Annotated in this window: 19 protein-coding genes; 4 read left to right on the top strand and 15 right to left on the bottom strand. The window is 60.0% G+C overall.

From position 1 onward, the window contains the following. Window positions 1-202: 202 nt before the first annotated feature. Window positions 203-1789 carry an ABC-F family ATPase gene (locus tag FXO11_RS16620; RefSeq protein WP_148864072.1) on the top strand — a complete coding sequence of 529 codons (1587 nt, stop codon included), beginning with the start codon at window positions 203-205 and terminating at the stop codon, window positions 1787-1789. 45 nt (window positions 1790-1834) lie between these two features. Here FXO11_RS16620 and FXO11_RS16615 read toward each other — a convergent pair whose 3' ends face one another. Further along, window positions 1835-3259, bottom strand: a complete 1425-nt coding sequence (locus tag FXO11_RS16615) for a DHA2 family efflux MFS transporter permease subunit (RefSeq protein WP_168203192.1) — start codon at window positions 3257-3259, stop codon at window positions 1835-1837. 452 nt (window positions 3260-3711) lie between these two features. On the opposite strand from FXO11_RS16615, the gene sodC reads away from it, so the two are divergent. The 3 genes from sodC (at window position 3712) to FXO11_RS16600 (ending at window position 6707) form a co-directional block, all read left to right on the top strand. Next, complete coding sequence (gene sodC / locus FXO11_RS16610) at window positions 3712-4242, top strand: superoxide dismutase family protein (RefSeq protein ID WP_148864956.1); 531 nt, start codon at window positions 3712-3714, stop codon at window positions 4240-4242. A 100-nt stretch (window positions 4243-4342) separates the two neighbouring features. Further along, the gene (locus tag FXO11_RS16605; RefSeq protein ID WP_148864070.1) at window positions 4343-4942 is read left to right on the top strand and encodes a superoxide dismutase family protein; all 600 of its coding nucleotides are present in this window, start codon (window positions 4343-4345) and stop codon (window positions 4940-4942) included. A 112-nt stretch (window positions 4943-5054) separates the two neighbouring features. Then, complete coding sequence (locus tag FXO11_RS16600; RefSeq protein WP_148864069.1) at window positions 5055-6707, top strand: FMN-binding glutamate synthase family protein; 1653 nt, start codon at window positions 5055-5057, stop codon at window positions 6705-6707. A 12-nt stretch (window positions 6708-6719) separates the two neighbouring features. On the opposite strand, the gene gntR is transcribed toward FXO11_RS16600, so the two are convergent. The 14 genes from gntR to FXO11_RS16530 form a co-directional block, all read right to left on the bottom strand. Further along, a complete protein-coding gene (gene gntR, locus FXO11_RS16595) occupies window positions 6720-7718 on the bottom strand; it encodes a gluconate operon transcriptional repressor GntR (RefSeq protein ID WP_148864068.1) in 999 nt (332 codons plus the stop codon). 274 nt (window positions 7719-7992) lie between these two features. Then, window positions 7993-8508, bottom strand: coding sequence for a gluconokinase (locus FXO11_RS16590; RefSeq protein ID WP_148864067.1), 516 nt, complete (start codon window positions 8506-8508; stop codon window positions 7993-7995). A 1-nt stretch (window position 8509) separates the two neighbouring features. After that, window positions 8510-9826 (bottom strand): TRAP transporter large permease, encoded by a 1317-nt coding sequence (locus FXO11_RS16585; RefSeq protein ID WP_148864066.1) that lies wholly within the window; start codon window positions 9824-9826, stop codon window positions 8510-8512. Continuing rightward, on the bottom strand, window positions 9826-10404 hold the full coding sequence (locus FXO11_RS16580; protein WP_148864065.1) for a TRAP transporter small permease subunit: 579 nt from the start codon (window positions 10402-10404) through the stop codon (window positions 9826-9828). The genes FXO11_RS16585 and FXO11_RS16580 overlap by 1 nt, the downstream gene beginning before the upstream one ends. A 95-nt stretch (window positions 10405-10499) precedes the next feature. Then, window positions 10500-11513 carry a TRAP transporter substrate-binding protein gene (locus FXO11_RS16575; protein WP_148864064.1) on the bottom strand — a complete coding sequence of 338 codons (1014 nt, stop codon included), beginning with the start codon at window positions 11511-11513 and terminating at the stop codon, window positions 10500-10502. 207 nt (window positions 11514-11720) lie between these two features. Then, window positions 11721-13115: a PepSY-associated TM helix domain-containing protein gene (locus FXO11_RS16570; protein WP_148864063.1), complete on the bottom strand. Its 1395-nt coding sequence runs from the start codon at window positions 13113-13115 to the stop codon at window positions 11721-11723. Between the two features lie 121 nt (window positions 13116-13236). After that, window positions 13237-13626: a DUF2946 domain-containing protein gene (locus FXO11_RS16565; protein WP_168203191.1), complete on the bottom strand. Its 390-nt coding sequence runs from the start codon at window positions 13624-13626 to the stop codon at window positions 13237-13239. A 73-nt stretch (window positions 13627-13699) separates the two neighbouring features. Beyond that, on the bottom strand, window positions 13700-14632 hold the full coding sequence (locus FXO11_RS16560; RefSeq protein WP_148864061.1) for a cation diffusion facilitator family transporter: 933 nt from the start codon (window positions 14630-14632) through the stop codon (window positions 13700-13702). A 70-nt stretch (window positions 14633-14702) separates the two neighbouring features. Then, on the bottom strand, window positions 14703-16463 hold the full coding sequence (locus FXO11_RS16555; protein ID WP_148864060.1) for an ABC transporter transmembrane domain-containing protein: 1761 nt from the start codon (window positions 16461-16463) through the stop codon (window positions 14703-14705). A gap of 84 nt (window positions 16464-16547) precedes the next feature. Continuing rightward, a complete protein-coding gene (locus FXO11_RS16550; RefSeq protein ID WP_148864059.1) occupies window positions 16548-17459 on the bottom strand; it encodes a branched-chain amino acid ABC transporter permease in 912 nt (303 codons plus the stop codon). Between the two features lie 7 nt (window positions 17460-17466). Then, window positions 17467-18345 (bottom strand): branched-chain amino acid ABC transporter permease, encoded by an 879-nt coding sequence (locus tag FXO11_RS16545; protein WP_168203234.1) that lies wholly within the window; start codon window positions 18343-18345, stop codon window positions 17467-17469. A gap of 77 nt (window positions 18346-18422) precedes the next feature. Then, window positions 18423-19685, bottom strand: a complete 1263-nt coding sequence (locus tag FXO11_RS16540; RefSeq protein ID WP_148864057.1) for an ABC transporter substrate-binding protein — start codon at window positions 19683-19685, stop codon at window positions 18423-18425. A gap of 76 nt (window positions 19686-19761) precedes the next feature. Beyond that, window positions 19762-20481 carry an ABC transporter ATP-binding protein gene (locus tag FXO11_RS16535; RefSeq protein WP_148864056.1) on the bottom strand — a complete coding sequence of 240 codons (720 nt, stop codon included), beginning with the start codon at window positions 20479-20481 and terminating at the stop codon, window positions 19762-19764. Then, complete coding sequence (locus tag FXO11_RS16530) at window positions 20471-21244, bottom strand: ABC transporter ATP-binding protein (RefSeq protein ID WP_202980241.1); 774 nt, start codon at window positions 21242-21244, stop codon at window positions 20471-20473. Before FXO11_RS16530 ends, FXO11_RS16535 begins: the two co-directional genes overlap by 11 nt. Between the last annotated feature and the right edge of the window lie 320 nt (window positions 21245-21564).

Raw genomic sequence — 21564 nt, 5'->3', positions numbered from 1 at the left:
ACTGATCATCGCAAGGGCGTCCGCGATTCACAATAAGGCTGTGACCGTAGACCGATAACATGGATGCTGCCCGGGCTGGCGGCCGCTGCGGAAATCCACAATGCCTATCTCCAGCGCGGATCTCCTTTTCCCAACGCAAACCTGTACAATATCGGCCTTTTGCGCCGGCCCTCCGCCAGGCCCTCTCCTATAGGTTTTTGTCTTGATCTCCACCGCCAATATCACCATGCAGTTCGGGGCCAAGCCCCTGTTCGAAAACGTCTCCGTCAAATTTGGTAACGGCAACCGCTACGGTTTGATCGGCGCCAACGGCTGCGGCAAATCCACTTTCATGAAAATCCTCGGCGGCGACTTGGAGCCGTCGGTCGGGCAAGTGATGCTCGAGCCCAACACGCGCCTGGGCAAGCTGCGCCAGGACCAGTTCGCCTATGAGAGCTGCACGGTAATCGACACCGTGATCATGGGCCACGAGGAACTGTGGCAGGTTAAGGCGGAGCGCGACCGTATCTATTCCCTTGCGGAAATGAGCGAGGAGGACGGCATGGCCGTGGCGGACCTGGAGGTCCAGTTCGCCGAGATGGACGGCTACACCGCCGACTCCCGTGCCGGTGAACTGTTGCTGGGGCTGGATATCCCCATCGAGCAGCATAACGGCCCCATGAGTGCCCTGGCACCCGGCTGGAAACTGCGCGTGCTGCTGGCCCAGGCGCTGTTCTCCGATCCGGACGTACTGTTGCTGGACGAGCCCACCAACCACTTGGATATCAACACCATCCGCTGGCTGGAAAGCATACTGGTGGCGCGTAACAGCACCATGATCATCATCTCCCACGACCGCCATTTCCTGAACAGCGTATGTACCCACATGGCGGACCTGGATTACGGTGAGCTGCGCCTGTTCCCTGGCAACTACGACGAGTACATGACTGCTGCGACCCAGGCCCGTGAGCGTATGCTATCGGACAACGCCAAGAAGAAGGCCCAGATTGCCGAGTTGCAGCAGTTCGTCAGCCGTTTCTCCGCCAACGCCTCCAAGGCCAAGCAGGCGACGTCACGGGCCCGCCAGATCGACAAGATTCAATTGGAAGAGGTCAAGCCCTCCAGCCGGGTAAGCCCGTTTATCCGCTTCGACCAGGAGAAGAAGCTGCACCGCCAGGCAGTGACGCTGAAAGAGATGTCCAAGGGCTTCGACGACAAGCCCCTGTTCTCGCGCTTGAATCTGCAGGTCGATGCAGGCGAGCGTGTTGCGATCATCGGCCCTAACGGCATCGGCAAGACCACATTGCTGCAGTGCCTGGCGGGCGACCTGACGCCGGAGCAGGGCGAAGTGAAATGGACCGACAGCGCCCAGGTCGGCTACTTCGCCCAGGATCACACCGCCGACTTCGCCGAGGACATGACCCTGACCGAGTGGATGTCGCAGTGGACCACCGGTGGCGACCAGCTGGTGCGCGGTACCCTGGGCCGCATGCTGTTCTCCGGCGACGATATCGGCAAGTCCGTGAAGGTGATTTCCGGTGGCGAGCAGGGGCGCATGCTGTTCGGCAAGCTGATTCTGCAGCGGCCCAATGTGCTGTTGATGGATGAGCCCACCAACCACCTGGATATGGAATCCATCGAGGCCCTGAACCTGGCGCTGGAAAACTACCCGGGCACGCTGGTTTTCGTCAGCCACGACCGGGAGTTCGTCTCGTCGCTGGCCACGCGCATTGTCGAACTGCGCGCCGATGGCGTGACCGACTTCAGCGGCTCCTACGACGATTACCTGCGTAGTCAGGGAATTTTCTGACCCAAGAGCGGCGCGTTGTCCTTGCTGGAGTGTTCGCAATATAGATCAGGCAGACGCCGGTTCCTCACGACGCTTGGGCAGGCGCGCCAAGGGTATGAAACCCAGCAAATACAACACGGTGAATAGGGCGAAGGCATCTTGGTAGCCAGCCGCCGCTTGGGGATAGCCCAGCGTCATCATCAGCTGGCTGTGCTGTTGCAGCAGGATAGCCGAGACACTCACGCCCAGGGCGCCGCCAAACTGCCGGGCAAAGCTGACCAGGCCTGTGCCCTGGTTCATGAGCGCTGGCGGCAGCACGCTTAGTGCCTGGACGACGACCGGCGGCATGGTCATGGCGAGGCCGATGCGGCCGACGGCGGCCATCAACGCGATCGTGATCAATGAAAAGCCCGGCCCGGCAAAGGTGAGTACAAAACAGGAGCCGGCAAAGAGGATGAGTCCGATGCCGACCAGCATCACCGGCGACAGGCGGTCCGTCATCCGGCCAACCACGGGGAAGGTCAGGGCCATTGCGATGCCGGCGGGTAGTAGCAGCGAGCCGGCAACGGATGCGGACTGTCCCATTGCGGTCTGTACCAGCATCGGCAGCAGATAGACCGAGGCAAACAGGCCGGCGCCGGTGAGCATGGCCACCAGGAACGCCGGGCCGAAGCCCGGGTAGGCGAAGACCTTAAGCGCAAGCAGCGGAGATTGGCGTAGCATTTGGCACGCGATGAAGCCGGCGAACAGCCCGGCCGCCAGGCCGAGGGCGATCAGTACGCGCGGGCTGCTCCAGCCGGTGCGCGGCCCTTCCGCCAGTCCCCAGAGCAGTGCGACCAACCAGCCAGAGAGCAAGATCAGGCCAACCATATCGAATTTTATCTTCACCGGCGGCTCGGTGGGCGTTGCGACGTAGCGCCACGCCAGCCAAAGCGATACCAGGCAGAATGGCAGCACGATCAGGAACACCGCGCGCCAGGAGAAAAGATCCACCAGCCAGCCGCCGATAACCGGGCCAAATGACGGTCCCAGAACGACGCCCATAGCGTATAAACCCATAGCCTGCCCGCGCTGGCGTATGGGGAATACTGCGTACATCAGCACCAGCGCCAGTGGCTGGACCATGCCCGCCAGCAAGCCTTGTGTAATACGCACGCCAACCAGCACCTCGAACGAGGGCCCGAAACCACCGACAAGAGCTGCGCCCATAAATAGCACGAGCGTGGTCAGGTACGTTCGTCTTGCGCCGAAGCGCTCGACAGCCCAGGCGTTTAGCAACATCCCCACGGCCATGCTTGCGAGGAAAGCGGTGACCAGCCACTGCACGGTCGTGTGGCCAATAGCGAAGTCGCTCATGATATCCGGCAATGCGACGTTCACAATGGTGGACGACAGCGCCATGGTCATCGTGCCCAGCATGACGGTGAGCATGACCTTCCATTTGTAGCGTTCCCCATGGCGGGACTGAAGCGTTTGGACGTCTTGTGGCATCGCGGTGATAGTCTGCCTGGCGTGTTTGTGTCGTCTGACAAGCGGGCAGAGAATGGCTTGCGCGGATCGCCGGGCTTGTCGCCATCGTAGACGCATGAGGTTGTCGAACGTCTAATTAGATTGGTTGCTAACGATTGTATCGATTCAAAGAGTTCGTGTCTCGTGTCAGATGACCAAATCGTAACGCGCTGCCGCGACCTTACAGCCGTCCCTATCTACCGTTAAAACCGACGCGAGGCGCCGCTCGGACGATTTGAAAGAAGTGAAGTCGCTGTGCTACATCAACATTGAAGGAACTCACACATCGACCCATTCTTCAGGTCGGAATGAGGAGGATTCTCATGCCGCTACAGCTTTTTTCATCACGTTTTTCACCCTCTTTTTCACTACGCTTTCCATCGCGGTTTTCACAACGCCGCCAACGTCCCGCCCGCCGCGCTTTGCTTGTGTCCATGTTGTCGTTTGCCGGCGTTCTCGGGTTGAGCCAGGCCCAGGCTCAAAACCTTGAAGGCGAGAGTATAGAAGTGGAAATGCACAAGGTCAGCGCCGATGGCATTGGCCAGTCCATTGGCACCATTACGGTCCGCGATCATGAGGATGGCGTTCTGTTTGAGCCGGATCTGGAGGGGCTCGAAACCGGCCTGCATGGTTTTCACCTGCATCAAAACCCCAACTGCGAACCGGCTAAAAAAGACGGCAAGATGACGGCCGCAGCCAGCGCCGGCGGTCATGTGAATCCCAGCGACGGTCAGCATAAGGGGCCGTATGAAGAGGGGCATTTAGGCGACTTGCCCGCGTTGTACGTCGACGATTCCGGCAAGGTCACGGTTCCCGTTCTGGCGCCGCGCCTGGATTACGGGGAGGTGAATGACCGTGCGCTGATGATTCACTCCGGCGGTGACAATTACTCGTATGAGCCTGAGAAACTCGGGGGCGGAGGCTCACGGGTCGCCTGCGGCGTTATCCAGAACGGGGACGAGTAGCTCTCCCGTCCCACGACCATGTCTCTGTACGAAGTGACTGGCCATCGGCTGGTGGCAGAGCCCCGCTAGAGTCAAGGACTAGATTCGAGGAGATAGCACCATGGCGGACGTTAAACGCATTGCATTAACCTTGTTGCTGGCTGTCTCATCGGCGGCATCTGCGGAGCAGGTGCCGACGGATGAAACGGCCGATGTGCAGGGCAGGACAATGCAAGTGACTATTCGCGAGGCCACGCTCGGCGAACAGGACGAAAAGGTAATGGGCACGGTCCGGGTCACCGAGGTGTCCGACGGCCTTTTGTTCGAGCCCAGCCTCAAGGGCCTCGAACCGGGATTGCACGGTTTCCACGTGCATGAAAATCCCAGTTGCGATGAGGAGCGCAGCGTTGACGACTACGACGCTCATCCCGAACCGGTGGCCGCGGGCGCTGCCGGCGACCACCTGGATCCCGGCTTCAAAGGGAATCACGGCGGCCCGTTCGACGAAGGTCATCTGGGCGACTTGCCTAATCTCTACGTGAATCAGGACGGTCTTGCCGAACACCCCATTTTCGCGCCGAGGTTACGGCTGAGGGATCTCGAGAGCCGTGCATTGGTCGTACATGCTGACCCGGACAACTACAGCGATGAGCCTGAACCCAATGGTGGTAGCGGCTCACGGGTGGCCTGTGGCGTTATCCGCAGTGCTGTGGCCGAATGATCGCCGCCGCGCCGCTACTAGGGTTCTCAGGAACTCAGTAAGTCAGCGAATTAATCAAGCAGTGCACTAGCGCTTAAAACAGCGCCTAAAGCATAGGAGTACGTTCGACACAGTGTCAGGGAGACTAAAGGAATACTGCGCCCGCTTCGGGCTGTTCGGTACCGTCCTTGCGCTGGCGGTAGTGGCTGCCGTGGCCGCATTTTCAGGGTCGGCTTGGGCCTGGGCGCTGCTCATTCTCGGGCCTTTGTCAGTGCTCGGTATCTGGAACCTGTTCCAATCCAAGCACACCCTGATGCGCAACTACCCGCTTCTTGCCCATGGCCGGTGGATTTCCGAAGAGCTGCGCCCCTTTCTGCGCCAGTACATCGTCGAAGGCAATCTTACGGGCCGTCCGTTCAACCGGCATCAACGCTCGATTGTCTACGAGCGCGCCAAAAATACGGTGGATTCCCAGCCTTTCGGTTCCGATCTCGACTTTTACGGCGAAGAGTACGAAATGACCACCCATTCCATGGCGGCCAAGACCCTGGATGGTACGCAATTCCGCACGAAAATCGGCAACAGTCAGTGTAAACGGCCTTACGAAGCCTCTCTGCTCAACGTATCGGCGATGAGCTTTGGTTCTCTCAGCGGTAAGGCAATCAGGGCCCTAAACAAGGGTGCGGAAATGGGCGGGTTCTATCACGACACCGGTGAGGGTGGGCTCAGCGAGCATCATCGCGCCTACAATGGCGATCTGGTCTGGGAGTTGGGCACCGGTTACTTCGGCTGCCGCGACAAGGAGGGCCGGTTCGATCCGGGTTTATTCCGGGAGACCGCGCAGACCGATCAGGTGAAGATGATTGAGATCAAGCTCAGTCAGGGCGCCAAGCCCGGTCACGGTGGCGTATTGCCGGGGGCTAAGGTGACCTCCGAAATCGCCAAGGCGCGCCAGATCGAAGTTGGGGAGGAATGCGTTTCGCCCGGCGCTCACCCAGAGTTCGATACACCGGTTGGGCTGATGCAATTTATTGCGCGACTGCGCGAACTTTCCGACGGCAAGCCGGTGGGCATTAAGCTGTGCGTTGGCCATCCCTGGGAATTGCTGGCGGTGTGCAAGGCTAGTCTAAAGACGGGTATCCGACCGGATTTTATCGTGGTAGACGGCGCTGAAGGCGGTACGGGCGCCGCGCCGGAAGAGTTCTCGGACCATGTCGGTCTGCCGTTGCGCGACGGTCTCATTATGGTACGCAATGCGCTCGTGGGGAGTGGGCTGCGGGACGAAATAGCGATTGGCGCAAGCGGCAAAGTATTCAGCGCTTTTTCCATGGCTAACAATCTGGCGCTGGGAGCGGATTGGTGCAATGCGGCGCGGGCCTTTATGTTCTCGCTGGGGTGCGTGATGACCAAGCGCTGCCATACGGATACTTGTCCCACCGGCGTCGCCACCCAGAACCCCAGTCGCCAACGGGGCCTGGTGATCGATGATAAGGCCGAGCGGGTCTATCATTTTCAGCGCAATACCCTGAAACGACTCGGCGAGCTGGTCGGTGCGGCCGGACTGGATCATCCCAATGAGTTGCGACCGCATCATCTCTACCATCGCCGCGGTCCCAATGCGATCCAGACGATGGACTTTATTCACGAGTTTCTCGAACCCAATGCCTTGATTGACGAGCCAGAGTCCACGCCCTATGCGGAGTGGTGGGCGGCGGCCTCGCCAGATACCTTCAAGGCCCTGAGGGAAACGGGACCGAGCCATCACCGCGTGATCGCTCGAGGTTAGCGGAAGCTGGAATCAGAGTGTTCCGCCGGCCTCGATCCGGTAACCCAGGTCGATGACCGGTTCCGACATGGGCTGGCCCGATAGCCGGGCCAGCAACTCTTCGGCCGCACGCTGTCCGAGGGCTTCACGGGGCGTGACCACACTGGCGAGCCGGGGCGTCATGGCCTGACCCACGTCGTGGCCGTGGAAACCGGCAATCGCCATTTGGTCAGGTACGATCATTCCCCGGCGCTGGCATTCGAAGTAGGCGCCGATAGCGACGTCGTCGTTGGTGCAGAAGATGCCGTCAGCTTCGGGGTTCTGTTCCAGAATATGGGTCATCAATGTCGCCCCGACGGAGAAGGAGGAGCGCTGCTCACTGCGAAGGGTCACGGGCTCCAGTCCATGTTCTTCCATGGCCCGCGTGTAGCCTTCCTGCCGCTGTAAGGTCCGGGCATCCAGCCGCACTGCCAGATAGACCACATGCCTGCGTCCCCGGCGGATCATCTCGCTGACCATGTCGTAGGCGGCCAGGACGTTGTTGAAACCGACGGCTTGCTGGAAGGGCTTGAGATGCGTATCCATGAGCTCAACCGTGGGAACGCCGGCCGTCTCCAGCATGCGTAGGGTGCGCGGAGTGTGCTGGCTGTCAGACAGGATCACGCCGTCGACATTGTAGGAGAGCAGGGAAGACAGACTGCGCTCCTCCACGTCCGGGCTATAGCCGTAGTGAGATAGCATCAGGTGATAGCCTGCCGGCTCGGTAACCGTTTCGATGCCCTTGATGACGTCCGCAAACACCTGGTTGGTCAGCGATGGCAACAGGATACCGATGGCCCGGCTGGTGGCTTTGGAGAGGATGTCCGGCGCCCGGTTGGGGATATACCCTAGGTCTTCGGCCACTGCGAAAATACGCTCGCGCATCTTCTCTGACACGTTGTCGCCCCCGCGCAGGCAACGGCTGACAGTCATTTTCGTGGCGCCGACCCGGTCGGCGATATCCTGTAATGTGGGTCTGCGTTTCTTTGGCATTGTTGTAATTAGAGGTTCCTTACGTTTACAGCGCTGTCCATGATACGTCATATCAAGGTGGCCGAAAGTCTGCGGGCTTTTGCTCGTAACCTACTAACGACGTCAGGCGGCTGCCGGCACTCGATCACTCGAGTCTGAAGCGAAGGGATACCCTCGCTTCTTTCGTCGTGGATGGCCATCCCTGGCCAGCCACGACGACCGGGGCGTCCATGCCCCTCTTTCAGCGAGGGTATCCCTTCGCTTCCATCTGACAAAGTGCCTGACGGCTAAAGGATCATCGGTCTAAATCATTCCTCGGCTTAATGCCCAGGGCTTTCATACATTGCTGCAAAACCGCTTCGGGCGTTGCCGAGATATCGACAATGTAAGCTTCGTTCGCATCAGGCTCCTCCAACGACAGAAACTGACTCTTCAGCATATCCTGGCCCGTAAAGTAATGATCCTCCCGCTGGGAATGGCGCGACCAGATGGTCTCGAAATCGCCTTTCAGGTAGAGGAACTTCAACGCCGGATCACCGGTTCTCAGCTGGTCCCGATAGGTTTTCTTCAGGGCGGAGCAAGCGAGCACCAAGCCGGATTCCCGGCGGATCAGGTCCGCCAGGTCGGCCAGCCAGCCGCGCCGGTCTTCGTCGGTCAGCGGAACGCCGTTAGCCATCTTCTGTACGTTCGCGTCGCTGTGATAGTCGTCCGCATCGAAGAACGGCACATCGAGCAGGTCGCCCAGACGCTGGCCCACCAGGCTCTTGCCGCTGCCGGAGACGCCCATCACCACAATCTTGCGTACCGTCATGTCATTGCCACCATAGCGCGAGTTGCGGGAAGGCGATCAGCAGAGCCAGTGCGACGATCTGAAGACCGATGAACGGCAGCAACGACCGGAAGATCTCGCCCAGGGAAATGTCGGGCGGCGTGACTGTCTTGAGGTAGAAGGCCGCCGGACCGAAGGGCGGTGACAGGAACGACACCTGCATGTTCATGCAGAACACCACGCCGAACCAAATCGGGCTGTAGCCCAGTTCCGTCACGATGGGCACGAAGATCGGCATAGTCAGCAGGGCAACGCCCACCCAGTCGAGGAACATGCCGAGAATCAGCAGGATCAGCATCATGAACAGGATGGTCATCAGGCCGTCGCCACCGCTGACGGTAAGCACCATCTCGCGCACGAAGTCGATGCCGCCCATCAGGTTGTAGACGCCCACCAGCGCGGTGGCGCCGATGCCGATCCAGATGATCATGCCGCATACGCGCAGGGTACTGATGGTGGCCTTGCGCATCATGGTCAGGTTCAGCTCGCCACGAATGGCGGTGGAAATGGCGATGCCCAGCACCCCCAACGCCGAAGCTTCGGTGACCGAGGCAATACCGCCGTAGATGCTGCCGAGGACGACGACCACCGACAGAATGGGGAAGAACAGCGCCTTGAAGAAGTTTGGCGCCGGGGTTTCCGGCTCGTCTGTGTCCGATGGCACGGGCGCCATCTCCGGTTTCAGCCAGACTCGCACCAGCACGTAGCCCATGTAGAGCAATGCCAGAATCAAGGCGGGTAGGAAGGCGCCCTTGAACAGATCGCCGATGGAGACGTTGGCGGTCAGGCCATAGATAATCAGCACGATACTCGGCGGCAGCATGGTGCCCAGTGCACCGCCGGCACAGGTGGTGCCGATGGCCAGTTTCCGGTCGTAGCCCAGACGCAGCATCTGCGGCAGGGCGAGGATGCCAAGCAAAACCGTCTCGCCGCCGATCACGCCGGACATGGAGGCAAGAATAATCGCCACGATCAGGGTCTGGATGGCGACGCCGCCACGCAATTTGCGGCCAAAACGGGCCATGGCGTCGAACAGGTCTTTGGCGATGCCCGAATGGTCCAGTAGCGAGGCCATCAATACGAACATGGGGACCGCGAGAAAGACATAACTACCAATAAAGCTGTAGAGCCGGCTACTGACGATGGCCAGGGCATCCGGGCCGAACCAGCCCAGGGCGAAGACCAGGGCAACGAGACCGGTGGCGAAGGCGAGCTGCATGCCGGTGAGCAATAGCAAAATCAGCATCACCAGCATCAGCAGGCTGCCGTAGCCGATACCGATGGAAGCGAGTTCAAACATCAGGCATCACCTCCACGGGCGACACGGCGCAGGTCGCGGATCAGGTGCAGAATGAACTGCAACGTCAACACGGTCACGGCGACGAAAATAATGACCTTGAGATAGGCCGGGAAGGGCGGATTCCATGCGGAGCCGGAAGTTTCCAGGCGCCAGGCGCCCCACGGCGCTCGCACGGCATCCTTGGCCATAAACCAGCTGCCGTAGAGCAGCATGGTGCAGAAGGCCAAACCCAGGATCTGGTGCAGCACATCCAGCCAGCGGCGCACCTTCGCAGGTACCGCATCGTAAATCAGCACCACCCGCACGTGGCGATTGGTGGCGAAAGCGTACAGGCCGCCCAGCACGAACAGGGAAGCTCCGGCAAAAGTGACCGTTTCGTGCACCCACAGCGTGGGCGAGTCAAAAAGATAGCGCCGGGCAATCTCGTAGGCAGAGACGACGACAATCAGGGCAAAGACCAGACTTAACTTCTTACCCAGCCAGACGATGGCGCGGTCGAGCCAGGTCGACCCGATATCCTCGTCAGAGTTATCGGGCGGTCGGTCCGTCTGTTCCATGTTGGGCGTGTGCTCGGACATAGGGCGACTCCAGACCCGTGGTCATGATCACCTCATGACGCACAGGCCGATGGCAAATGTCAGGAAAGGGTTGAACGGGTCTGAATCAGACCCGCTTAGAGAAGACCCTGGGATTCCAGGTAGCTCGTCACCGACGTGTAGACTTTTTCGGCGTTGGGCGACTGCTCGGCATACGTCTTCCACTGGTCGCGGGCGACGTTGCGGAACTTGCGGCGTTCCTCTGCGGACCAATCGTGAATCGTGATATCCGGGTCGTTACGCGCTTCCTTCACCGCCTTCTGGTCGGCCATGGCCAGCTGGGTGCTGATGTCCTGGGCGAAGTCGCGGGCGGAGACGGTCATGATCGTCTGGATGTCGTCCGGCAGCTCGTTCCACTCCTTCAGGTTCATGGCGATTTCCAGTAGCGGCAGCGAGTGGAAACCGGGGTAGACCGGATGCGGCGCAATTTCATTCAGACCCGCTTCCTGATTGGTGGAGAAGACGGTGTAGTCGGCCGCGTCGATCACGCCTTTGCTCAGAGCGGTGTAGACCTCGGAGCCCGGCAGGTTGACCGGTGAGGCACCGGCAGCGGCGAAGACGGATTGCACCAGGCCTTCCGGTGCGCGCAGTTTCAGTCCCTTCAGGTCGTCCACGCCGTCCAGCGGCTTCTTGGATACGAAGGATTCCAGACCAGTCGCGGCGCCACCCACGAACTTGACGCCGTAGGGCTTGTAGAGCTCGTTCATCAGCTCATAGCCGCCGCCGTAGTAAATATAATCGATCAGCTGATCCGGGCTGGACCAAGCGCCAACGGTGTTGCCGATCAGACCGAAGGCGGGGTCCTGGCCCGAAAAGTAACCGGTGACAGAGATATGGCCGTCGAGGACACCCATCTTCATGGCGCCCAGGGTTTCCGTGTGGCTGACCACGCTACCCACCGGAAGGATCTCGATCTCGACCCGGCCACCGGTCATTTTCTCGACTCGGTCAGCCCATTCCTGTTTGATCTCGAAGTTCTTTACCCCGGATGGGTCGGACGATTGGAATTTGAATGTGTAATCAGCCGCCACGGCGTTGAAGGCGAAGGTGGCTGACAGGACACCGGCAGCTAAATGTTTGAGCGAGGGCATAGCATTCTCTCCTGCGGGGTTGTTGTTTTTACGGTATATGTTACCGGTAACATTTGCGAAGTTTATTGCATGATTTTTGGGCATGCAAGAGGCGGGGACGATCTTAATGTTGCCAAGTGGCGGATTCGTGGAGGGCGCCGTCAGGGTGGAGTGACTGAATGGAAGGGCGGTCTCCGGCAGTGGGTTCACTGCCGGAGGCGAGCAAAATTAAGCGCTCACGCGGGCTGTTTGGCGAGCGTAATACAGCATCAGCAAGACATCCAGAATCAGGAACGCCGCCAGGCTGACGCCCATGACCGGCAATGCCCAACCCAGGAAAGCGGTCACTATGACAATCAGTAGGCGGGCGGATATCGGCGCACGGAGCCAATGGGTGGTTAGCCGTGTGGCCTTGGTGGCGGATGACGCGCGCGGTAGCGGCCGGCGTGTCCACCACATCCGGTAGCCCCAGACGATCATCGTGCAGAGTCCCAGGGCCAGGCCCAGCATCAGTAGCTGGTTAGCTACGCCGAACAGCGTTCCCATGTGCAAGTCGATGCCCCAGCGCGTCAGCTTGGCGGCGATGGGAAAATCGACGAAATTGGCCTGATCCACGATGCCGAAGGTGCTCGGGTCCACGGCGACCGAATCTACCTGTGTTGGCCACGTGCGGTCGATCTCGCGCACTTTCCACGCTCGCTGCGGGTCGTTGCTGGGCTGGATTTCCAGTAGGCCGGCGTCAATGCCTGCGTTCCTGGCGACGGCCAGGACACCGTCGAATACGGCAGCCTGCTGTGCCTGATCGGATACGGCCGGCGTTGGCGTGTCGAGTTGAGCATTCACGCTGGGCGTGCCCCAATCCAGGGCCGCACGCAGGTCCGCAATGTTGCCGCCGGCCCATTTCGACCAGGTCAAACCGGTCACCGAGAGAAACAGGAAGCCGAGCAGCAATGTCAGCCCGAGAGCGGCATGGCGTTTACGGCGCTGGCCGGACGGGATAGCGTCGGTGGCTCTCAGGGCGGGCGCCTGATTGCGCTTTCGGCGGCCCATGATCCAGAGCGTGAGCCCGCCCAGCGCCGCTATCCACAGCCAGGAGGCGGCCAGCTCGCTATAGTGCCGGCCGAACTCGCCCAGGTGCAGGTTGCGGTGCAGATAATCGATCCAGATCCTTAACGGAAGGGCGCCAGTGCCGTAAACGGCCAGATTGCCCTTGATTTCGAGGGTAATAGGATCGACGAAAATCGCCCGATGCTCATAGATGTCCAGCGATGGATCGGAGAACATGATCCGGGAGGTCTTGCCGGGTTCAGGGGCTGGGCGCACGGCAGCCAGCGTGAGATCGGGGACGACGCTTCGGGCCGCTCCGATCTGCGCGGCCAGGGATTGCGGGTCGCCGTCGGCTTCGCCATTGAGAGCGGAGGCATAGAGCATGTCCTCGAACTGCGGCGAGATGGCGTAGAGCCCACCGGACAGCGCTGCAACGAGAATGAAGGGGCCCACCAACAGCCCGATATAGAAGTGGAGTCGCAGGATAAGGGGATAGAACCAGCGGGCGGTTTCGCTTTTACCGGCCGTGGTTGGGCGCGTGTTCACCCCTGGGGTGAGTGTTGAGTCGTTCGGCATGAATCACCTGTCTAACTTGATGTTGACCACCACAGAGCAAGCGACGCACGCCGTTTGCCTGTTCTCCGGCTCCGTGCGCACGGCCGCTGCTGCGGTTCAAGAATGTTTAAAACAGCAAGGTTCAGACGATGATCGAGGGTGGCGCTCGCACCTGGGCGATTCCGTAGGGGCGGAAGCTGTAGGTTGCTTCTTGGGCAGGAAGGGGGAGCGGCGCGGACCAGAACGGTGGCGTTACAGCGTCCAGGGAGGTCGGTGCCGGGGGCGGTGTATGGGACAGCAGAATGCAGTATCCGCACTCCGCATGGAGCATGGGCGAGTGAGCGGGCGCTTGCTGAACGTCTTGGCCGGTTGCGGGTATTTCGCCGCAATAGGCGCCCTCGGCATGGGGATCGAAGCCGGGCGGCGGATCGGGATGCGTTTGTGCGCTCAGCAATGCCTGACTGTTTGAATACAACGGCCCGACAAAAATCAGCAGCATCGAGACCAGCGCCAGCCACGCCGCGTAGCGCATGCGTCGCCGCGTCGTGCCCAGGGGTGGGCGAGGTGACTTTTGAACGTGCGAGCGGGTCAAAGCAGCCTATTCCTTAGTGATGCTCGCTCGGGGCGGTGTGGGCCTGCAGCGACTCCGCCTCGACAAAGATGCGCTTGGCTTGAGGATAGGCAGCCTTGATCCGATGATCCAGATCGGCGATCACCTTTTCCAGCTCGGTCACCGAGTTCTGGGGCGTGAACTTTGCACTCAGGTTGACCAGCACGAAATCCGGGCCCATGTGCATGGTCAATAGCTCGTTCACGCGCTCGACTTGAGGGGTTTCGGTGGCGATCTTGCGAATACCGGCGATCACCGCCTGGTTGGCCGACTCGCCGATCAAAAGGCCCTTGGTTTCATACGCTAGCCAGATCGCGGTGCCGCCCAGGATCAGGCCAATGATTACGGAGGCCAAGCCGTCCAGCCAGAGGAGGCCCGTATGGTCCGCAAGGTAGATTCCGGCCATGGCGACCAATAGGCCGAGCATGGCCGCCGAATCTTCGAACAGCACCACAAACAGTGTCGGATCCTTACCGCGGCGGACCGCCTCGAAGTAGCCCCACTTGCCCTTGGCCCGGGAAAATTCGGTAAATGCGAAATACCAGGCCGCGCCTTCAAACAGAATACCCAGCCCCAACACGATGTAGTTGATGGACGGATTCTCGATCGGCACCGGGTGGAGGATGTGCCGCACGCCCTCGTAGATGGAAACCCCCGAACCCACCGCGAAAATCAGGATGGCCACCACGAAGCTCCAGAAATAGATCTCCTTGCCGTGGCCGAAGGGGAAACGAGTATCGGCGGGCCGCGAGGAGCGCTTCAGGCCATATAGCAGCAAGACCTGATTGCCGGTATCCACTAGCGAGTGAATACCCTCGGAAAACATCGCCGAACTGCCGGTGATCACCGCTGCCACGAACTTGGTGCACGCGATCAGGAAATTGCCCACGAGGGCCGCATAGATCACTTTTTTGCTGGAACCGGCCATGGTGTTCAGGATTCCTTATCTCGGGTGGGCTTGACTCATGTGAGGGCTAGCATACCGCTTTTTTCAGGCGCTACGCGCCCTCTGGCTCTCTGAACTGCAACTCAGCCAAACGCGCGTACAGCGCATCGGTCTTGATCAACTCATGATGTGGGCCGATGCCATGCAAACGACCTTGGTCCAACACGACAATCCGGTCGGCGTGTTTGATGGTCGCCAGTCGATGGGCGATGACCAACGTCGTGCGGTTGGCCATGAGCTTGGGCAACGCCTGCTGGATCAGGTGCTCGCTTTGCGCGTCCAGGGCGCTGGTGGCCTCGTCAAGCAATAGGATTGGCGCATCGATGATCAGGGCGCGGGCGATGGCGATGCGTTGTTGCTGGCCTCCGGAGAGGCCCATGCCGCTATCGCCAAGCCGGGTCTGGTAGCCGTCGGGCAGAGCACAGATGAAATCGTGGGCGTGGGCGACCTTGGCGGCGGTTTCCACGTCTTCCTGCGTGGCGTGGGGACGGCCGTAGCGGATATTGTCGGCGACGGTGCCGTAGAACAGCGAAGGGGTTTGGGAGACCAGGGCAAAGCAGCGACGCAGGTCTTTGGGATCGAGCTGATCAATGGGCTGACCGTCGATGCATATCCGGCCGCTTTTAGGGTCGAAGAAACGCAGTAGCAGGTCGAACATGGTCGACTTTCCGGCCCCCGACGGGCCGACCAGCGCCAGGGTTTCTCCAGCGCGGATATTCAGGTCGATGCCGTCGATGACGTCCACGTTCGGGCGGCCCGGATAAGCAAAGCGGAGTGACTCGATGTCGATCTGACCTCTGATTCCGGCCGGCAGTTTTCGTGCGCCAGAGGCTGGCGGCGTAATCTCGTTTTCAGTCTGAAGCAGCTCCACAATCCGGGCTGCGGCACCGGCGGCCCGTTGCAATTCGCCAATGACCTCACTCAGCGAGCCCACAGACATTCCGACGATCAGGCTATAGAACAGGAAGGCGGCCAACTCCCCGCCAGAAATAGTCCCGGCCAGCACATCCTTGCCCCCGACCCACAGCATGATACCCACCGCACCCAAAATCAGCAGGATCACAATGGCAATCAGCCAGGCACGCTGGGTCACCCGCTGTTTGGCGACATCGAAGGCATGCTCGGCCACGTCTGAAAAACGGGCCTTGTCCTGGGATTGGTGGTTATAGGCTTGAACGATCTTAATCTGGCCCAGGATCTCGCCCACGTAGCTGCCCACGTCCGCGATGCGGTCCTGACTTTGACGGGACAGGCTGCGCACCCGGCGGCCAAAGACCAGAATAGGCGCGACGACCAGCGGCACACCCAGCATCACAATGGAGGTGAGCTTAGGGTTGGTGATGAACAGCAGGATAATGCCGCCCACCAGCATGAAAAGGTTGCGCAGGGCGACGGAAATGGTGGAGCCGATCACCGATTGCAGCACCGTGGTGTCGGCGGTCAGGCGCGACTGGATTTCCAGCCCGCGGTTGGTCTCGAAGAAACCTGGATGCAGCTCCACCAGATGGTTGAAAACCTGCTTGCGGATATCCGCCACAACACGCTCGCCGATCCAGGACACCAAATAGAAGCGCACAAAGGTGCCCACTGCCAGGCAGACGATCAATCCGAAAAAGATCAGCACCGAACGGTTCAGCAACTCCGCCGACCCGGTCACGAACCCCTGATCCACCAGCAGCCGGATACCCTGGCCCAGCGACAGGGTAATACCCGCCGTAAACACCAGCGCAACGAAAGCGCCAGCGACCGCCTTACGGTAGGGTGCAACAAAATCGATAGCGAGTTTCAGAGCTTTGCGGCGGTCTGACGGCATGGTGGCTCGGCAATGGGATCGACGGCCCATTACCTTACACTGATTGGGCCGCGAGTGAAGTCATGGCGCGATGGCGCCCGCAATCTACTTGCGTACCAGGCGCTCAAGCTCACCGACGATTCCCCGCCGGAAGGTAAGCACGCAGACCACGAATATCGTCCCCAGGATTACCTGCACCCAGGACCCAAACGACCCCAGTTCGTGACTGAGTGCCCCGACGATCAGAGCGCCGACCACCGGGCCGAACACCGTGCCCAGGCCGCCAACGAGCGTCATCAGGATCACCTCGCCGGAGGTCTGCCAGTGGGCGCTGGTCAAGGCCGCAAACTGGAAGACCACCGCCTTGGTCGCGCCCGCCAAACCCGCCATGGTGGCGGAGATGACGAAGGCCTGCAGCTTGAAGCGATCCACGTCGTAGCCGAGCGACAGGGCACGGGCCTCGTTCTCCCTGATCGCCTGCAATACCTCGCCAAATGGCGAGTGAATGGTGCGATGGATAATGCAAAAACCGGTTAGGAAGATCGCGAAAACAAAATAATACATGGTCAGCGAATCGTTCAGGTCGATGAAGCCCAGCAGGTTTCCACGGGGAATGCCCTGCAGTCCGTTTTCGCCGCCGGTAAAGGGCAATTGCAGCGCCATGAAGTAGATGATCTGCGCCAGGGCCAGGGTAATCATGGCGAAGTAGATGCCCTGGCGACGGATGGCCAGGTAGCCGAAGGCGGCGCCCAGCACCATGGCAAAGGCGGCGCCGGTGACAATTCCGACCAGCGGCGGGAAACCCCAGACCTTGATCGCGTGCCCGGTGATGTAGGCCGCCCCACCGAAGAACGCCGCATGACCGAAGGACAGCAATCCCACATAGCCCAGCAGCAGATTGAAGGCACAGGCGAACAGGGCAAAGCAGAGCAGGTCCATGACGAAGATTGGATACGCGAAAAAAGGCGCCGTCAGGCCGGCAACGAGCATGATGATCCAGAGTGCGCGGTTGATCATGATGGGCTCACTTCTCCTTGCCGAAGAGGCCGGCGGGCCGGAACAGCAGCACCAGGACCATGAGGAAGAAAATAACGGTGCTGGCGGCCGGCGGATAGATCACCTTGGTCAGCCCTTCAACCATGCCCAGGGCCAGGCCGGAGAGTATGGCGCCCATGATCGACCCCATACCGCCAATGACCACCACCGCGAACACCACGATAATCAGATCGGCGCCCATCAGCGGGCTGACGGAGTAGATCGGCGCCGCTAACACCCCGGCCAGTCCTGCCAGAGCGCAGCCAAAGCCGAAGGTGAGGGTGATCATCAGCGGCACGTTGAGGCCGAAGGCCTGGGTCAGCGGCGAGTTCTCCACGCCCGCCCGCAGACGCGACCCCAGCCGCGTGTGCTCGATGACATACCAAGTGGCGAAGCACACGACCAGCGAGAAGACAATGGCGAACAGCCGGTAGGTGGGGAAATACATGAAGCCCAGGTTGAGTACCCCCGCCAGAATTTCCGGCTGGCCGGGATAGGGCGTTCCGGATACATTGAAATAGTTGGAGAACAGCCCCTGCAGGATCAGCGTGATACCGAAGGTCAGCAGCAAGCCGTAGATATGATCCAGTTCATAGAGCCGCTTGAGCATGGTTCGCTCGATAACGATCCCCAGCAGACCAACAAACGCCGGCACGACGATCAGCGACGCCCAGAACCCGATCTGCAGGCTGATGCCGAACCAGTCGTCCAGCATCGTGTAGCCGATCAGTGCGACAAACGCGCCCAGCATATACATAGCCCCGTGGGCGAAATTGATAATGTTGAGCAGGCCAAAAATGACCGCCAGTCCGAGACTCAGCATGGCGTAAAACACGCCTACGTTGAGCCCCAGCAGCGCCTGGGCCATGATCACCTGGATCGACACACCCGATACTCCTTTCTGGAAGACATCTGAGGGCGGCAGGGCCGCCCCGTCAGGTTGGTTTACTTATTGACCAGTTCGCACTTGCTTTCCGACAGCGGAATGTAGGCATCCTCCGCCGGGATCTTCGAGACCACGCGCAGTAGATCCCACTCCTCGCTGGACTCGCCGGGCTTCTTGGCTTCCACCAGGTACATGTCGTGCAGCATCAGGCCGTTGGCAAGAATCTCACCGTCCTTGACGAACATGTCATTCAGTTTCATTTCTCCCAACTGCTTGCGCACCGCGTCGGAGTCATCGGTACCAATGGCATCGATGGCTTTGAGGTAGTTGGTCACGGCGGAGTAAACGCCTGCTTGCACCATAGTGGGCATGGCGCCATGGCGATCGAAGAAACGGCGTGACCACTTCTCCTTTTCATCGTCCTGATTCCACACGAAGGCAGTAGTGAACTGCAGTCCCTGGGCGATATCCAGGCCCATGCTCTGCACGTCGGTAATGAATACCAGCATTCCCGCCAGTTTCTGGCCGCTCTGGACGATACGGAACTGGTTGGCCTGTTTGATGGCGTTCACGGTGTCCTGGCCGGCATTGGCCAGGCCGATGACGTCGGCACCGGAAGACTGCGCCTGCAGTAGGTAGGAGGAGAAGTCATTGGTTCCCAGCGGTGCATTGACGTTGCCCACCACTTCACCGCCCAGCTCTTTCACGACATCGGAGGTGTTCTGCTGCAGCGAGTGGCCGAACGCGTAATCGGCGGTAATGAAGAACCACTTTTCGCCGCCGTTCTTGACCATGGCGGTAGCCGTGCCGACTGGCAGGGCGTGAGTATCGTAAACGTAATGGATACCGTAGGGCGTGCACTGCTCCTCGGTCAGGGCGGTTGTGCCGGCGCCGGTATCCATGGTGATAATCTTCTTGTCTGAAGCCAGGCCCTGCACCGCCAAGGCGACCGCGGAGTTATCCAGCGCAGTGATCATGTCCACCTGTTCTGCGTCGATCCATTCCCGCGCCGTGCTGGCGCCGATATCCGGCTTGTTCTGGTGGTCTGCAGAAATAATGTCGATCGGCTTGTCCAGGACTTTGCCGCCGAAATCCTCGATGGCCATCTCGGCGGCGATCACCGCGCCGGGGCCTTCCAATGATTTGTAGACGCCGGACATATCGCTCAGGACGCCGATGCGGACCTTGTCGTCTGATAGTCCTTCCTGTGCGCTGAGCGGACCAGCCGCCAACGTAAGACCGACTGCCGTCACGATGCCTGTGAGAAGGTTGCGTTGGTTGAACGCGGTTTTTGGGTTGAACGTCGTCTTCAGGTTGAACATTGTCCTTGCCCTCATCGCTATTTTTGTTCGAATGTGGGTCAGTCCCGTTAATGGGCGGCGGGCTGTGCCCTCTTGTTCAGACACTCAGGTGCCTGTTCAACTGCTCCCGTTTTTCTTCCAGTTCATCCGCATCGATTTGCTCGACCACGCGGCCGTGTTCGATCACGTAATGCCGGTCGGCCAGGGGCGCGGCAAAATGAAAATTCTGTTCCACCAGTACGATGGTAAAGCCCTGTTCCCTGAGCTGGCGGATCACCTTGTCCAGCGAGCGCAGGATGACTGGCGCCAGACCTTCGGTGATCTCGTCCAACAACAACAGCTTGGCGCCGGTGCGTAGGATACGGGCGATGGCCAGCATCTGCTGCTCGCCACCAGACAGCTTCGAGCCCTGGCTGTGGCGGCGTTCTTTGAGGTTGGGGAACATGCGGTAGATCTCGTCCGCGGACAAGCCGCCATCGGCCAGGGTCGGCGGCAGGGCCAGGTTTTCGTCGACATTCAGGCTGGCGAAGATGCCGCGTTCCTCCGGGCAATAGCCCAGGCGACCGACGTGAGCGATACGGTGGGTGGGCAGGTTGATCGTTTCCTGGCCGTGGAGCTTTATCGATCCCTTACGCTTGCCGACCAGCCCCAGGATGGCCTTGAGTGTCGTCGTCCGGCCCGAGCCGTTGCGGCCCAGCAGGGTAATCACCTCGCCCTCGTGCACCGTCAGGTTCATGCCGTGCAGGATGTGGGACTCGCCATACCAGGCATGGAGGTCCTCGATCTTCAGCATTTCGACGCGGTTGTCACTCGGCATGGGTGGTTCCCATATACGCTTCCATCACCTGCGGGTTGTTGGAGACGTCGTCGTAATCGCCTTCCGCCAGGATCTCGCCGCGATTGAGCACGGTGATCCGATCCGCCAGGGTCGAGACGACGTTAAGGTTGTGCTCGACCATAACGATGGTGCGGCCTTCCACCACGCGGCCGATCAGGTCGGTGACCGTGCCCACATCCTCCGCACTCATGCCCTGGGTGGGCTCGTCCAGTAGCATCAGTTTAGGTTCGAGGGCGATGGTGGTGGCAATTTCCAGCGCACGCTTGCGACCGTAGGCCAACTCGACCGCCTTGGTTTCGGCGAAGTCGCGCAAGCCGACTTGCTCCAGCAGGGCATCGGCCTTCTCGTTCAATTGGTTGAGAACCTTGATCGGGCGCCAGAACTGATAGGAAACGCCCAACTGGCGCTGCAAGGCAATGCGCACGTTCTCCCGGGCGCTGAGATGGGGAAAAACGGCGGAAATCTGGAATGAACGGATAACCCCACGCTGGGCAATATCTGCCGGGCGTCGTTTGGTGATGTCGTGTCCATCGAAATGGATCGAACCCGCACTGGGTGCGAGAAACTTGGTCAGCAGATTGAAAAAGGTGGTTTTGCCGGCGCCGTTGGGGCCGATTAGGGCGTGAATCGTGCCGGTCTTGACCTTGAGGTTGATGTCTTTAACGGCGGTAAAGCCCTTAAAGTCCTTAGTCAGACCACGGGTCTCAAGAATATACCGGCTCGCCTGGGCTGCGTCGCTCACGGATTGCGGTTCCAAATGTCATGCCTGGGTCCGGCATCAGTCGAGCCCAGGTTGTTATTGTTATTGAAAAAAATCCTAGCGCTGCGCTGCCACAATTACCAGCGCCGCGTCGTTTGAGTTAAGACGGTCAGTGGGTTAGCTGTCAAGCGGACGATGTTAGACGTTTGCATCGTGTGCTTGAATGCTGCGCTGAGCACTACCGCTTTCGGGGGCGCAAATTTTTTTGCCGCTATCTGGTGCCTGGTCTTTCCGAGCGGTACTGTCATAGCTATGGATAGGGCATTCATAGCTATAGATGAGGCATTCGAGGAGCAGGCGCC

Origin of the sequence: Marinobacter fonticola (genome assembly GCF_008122265.1) — a bacterium.
Taxonomy (GTDB): domain Bacteria; phylum Pseudomonadota; class Gammaproteobacteria; order Pseudomonadales; family Oleiphilaceae; genus Marinobacter_A; species Marinobacter_A fonticola.
This window is presented reverse-complemented; position numbering and strand designations above follow the sequence as displayed.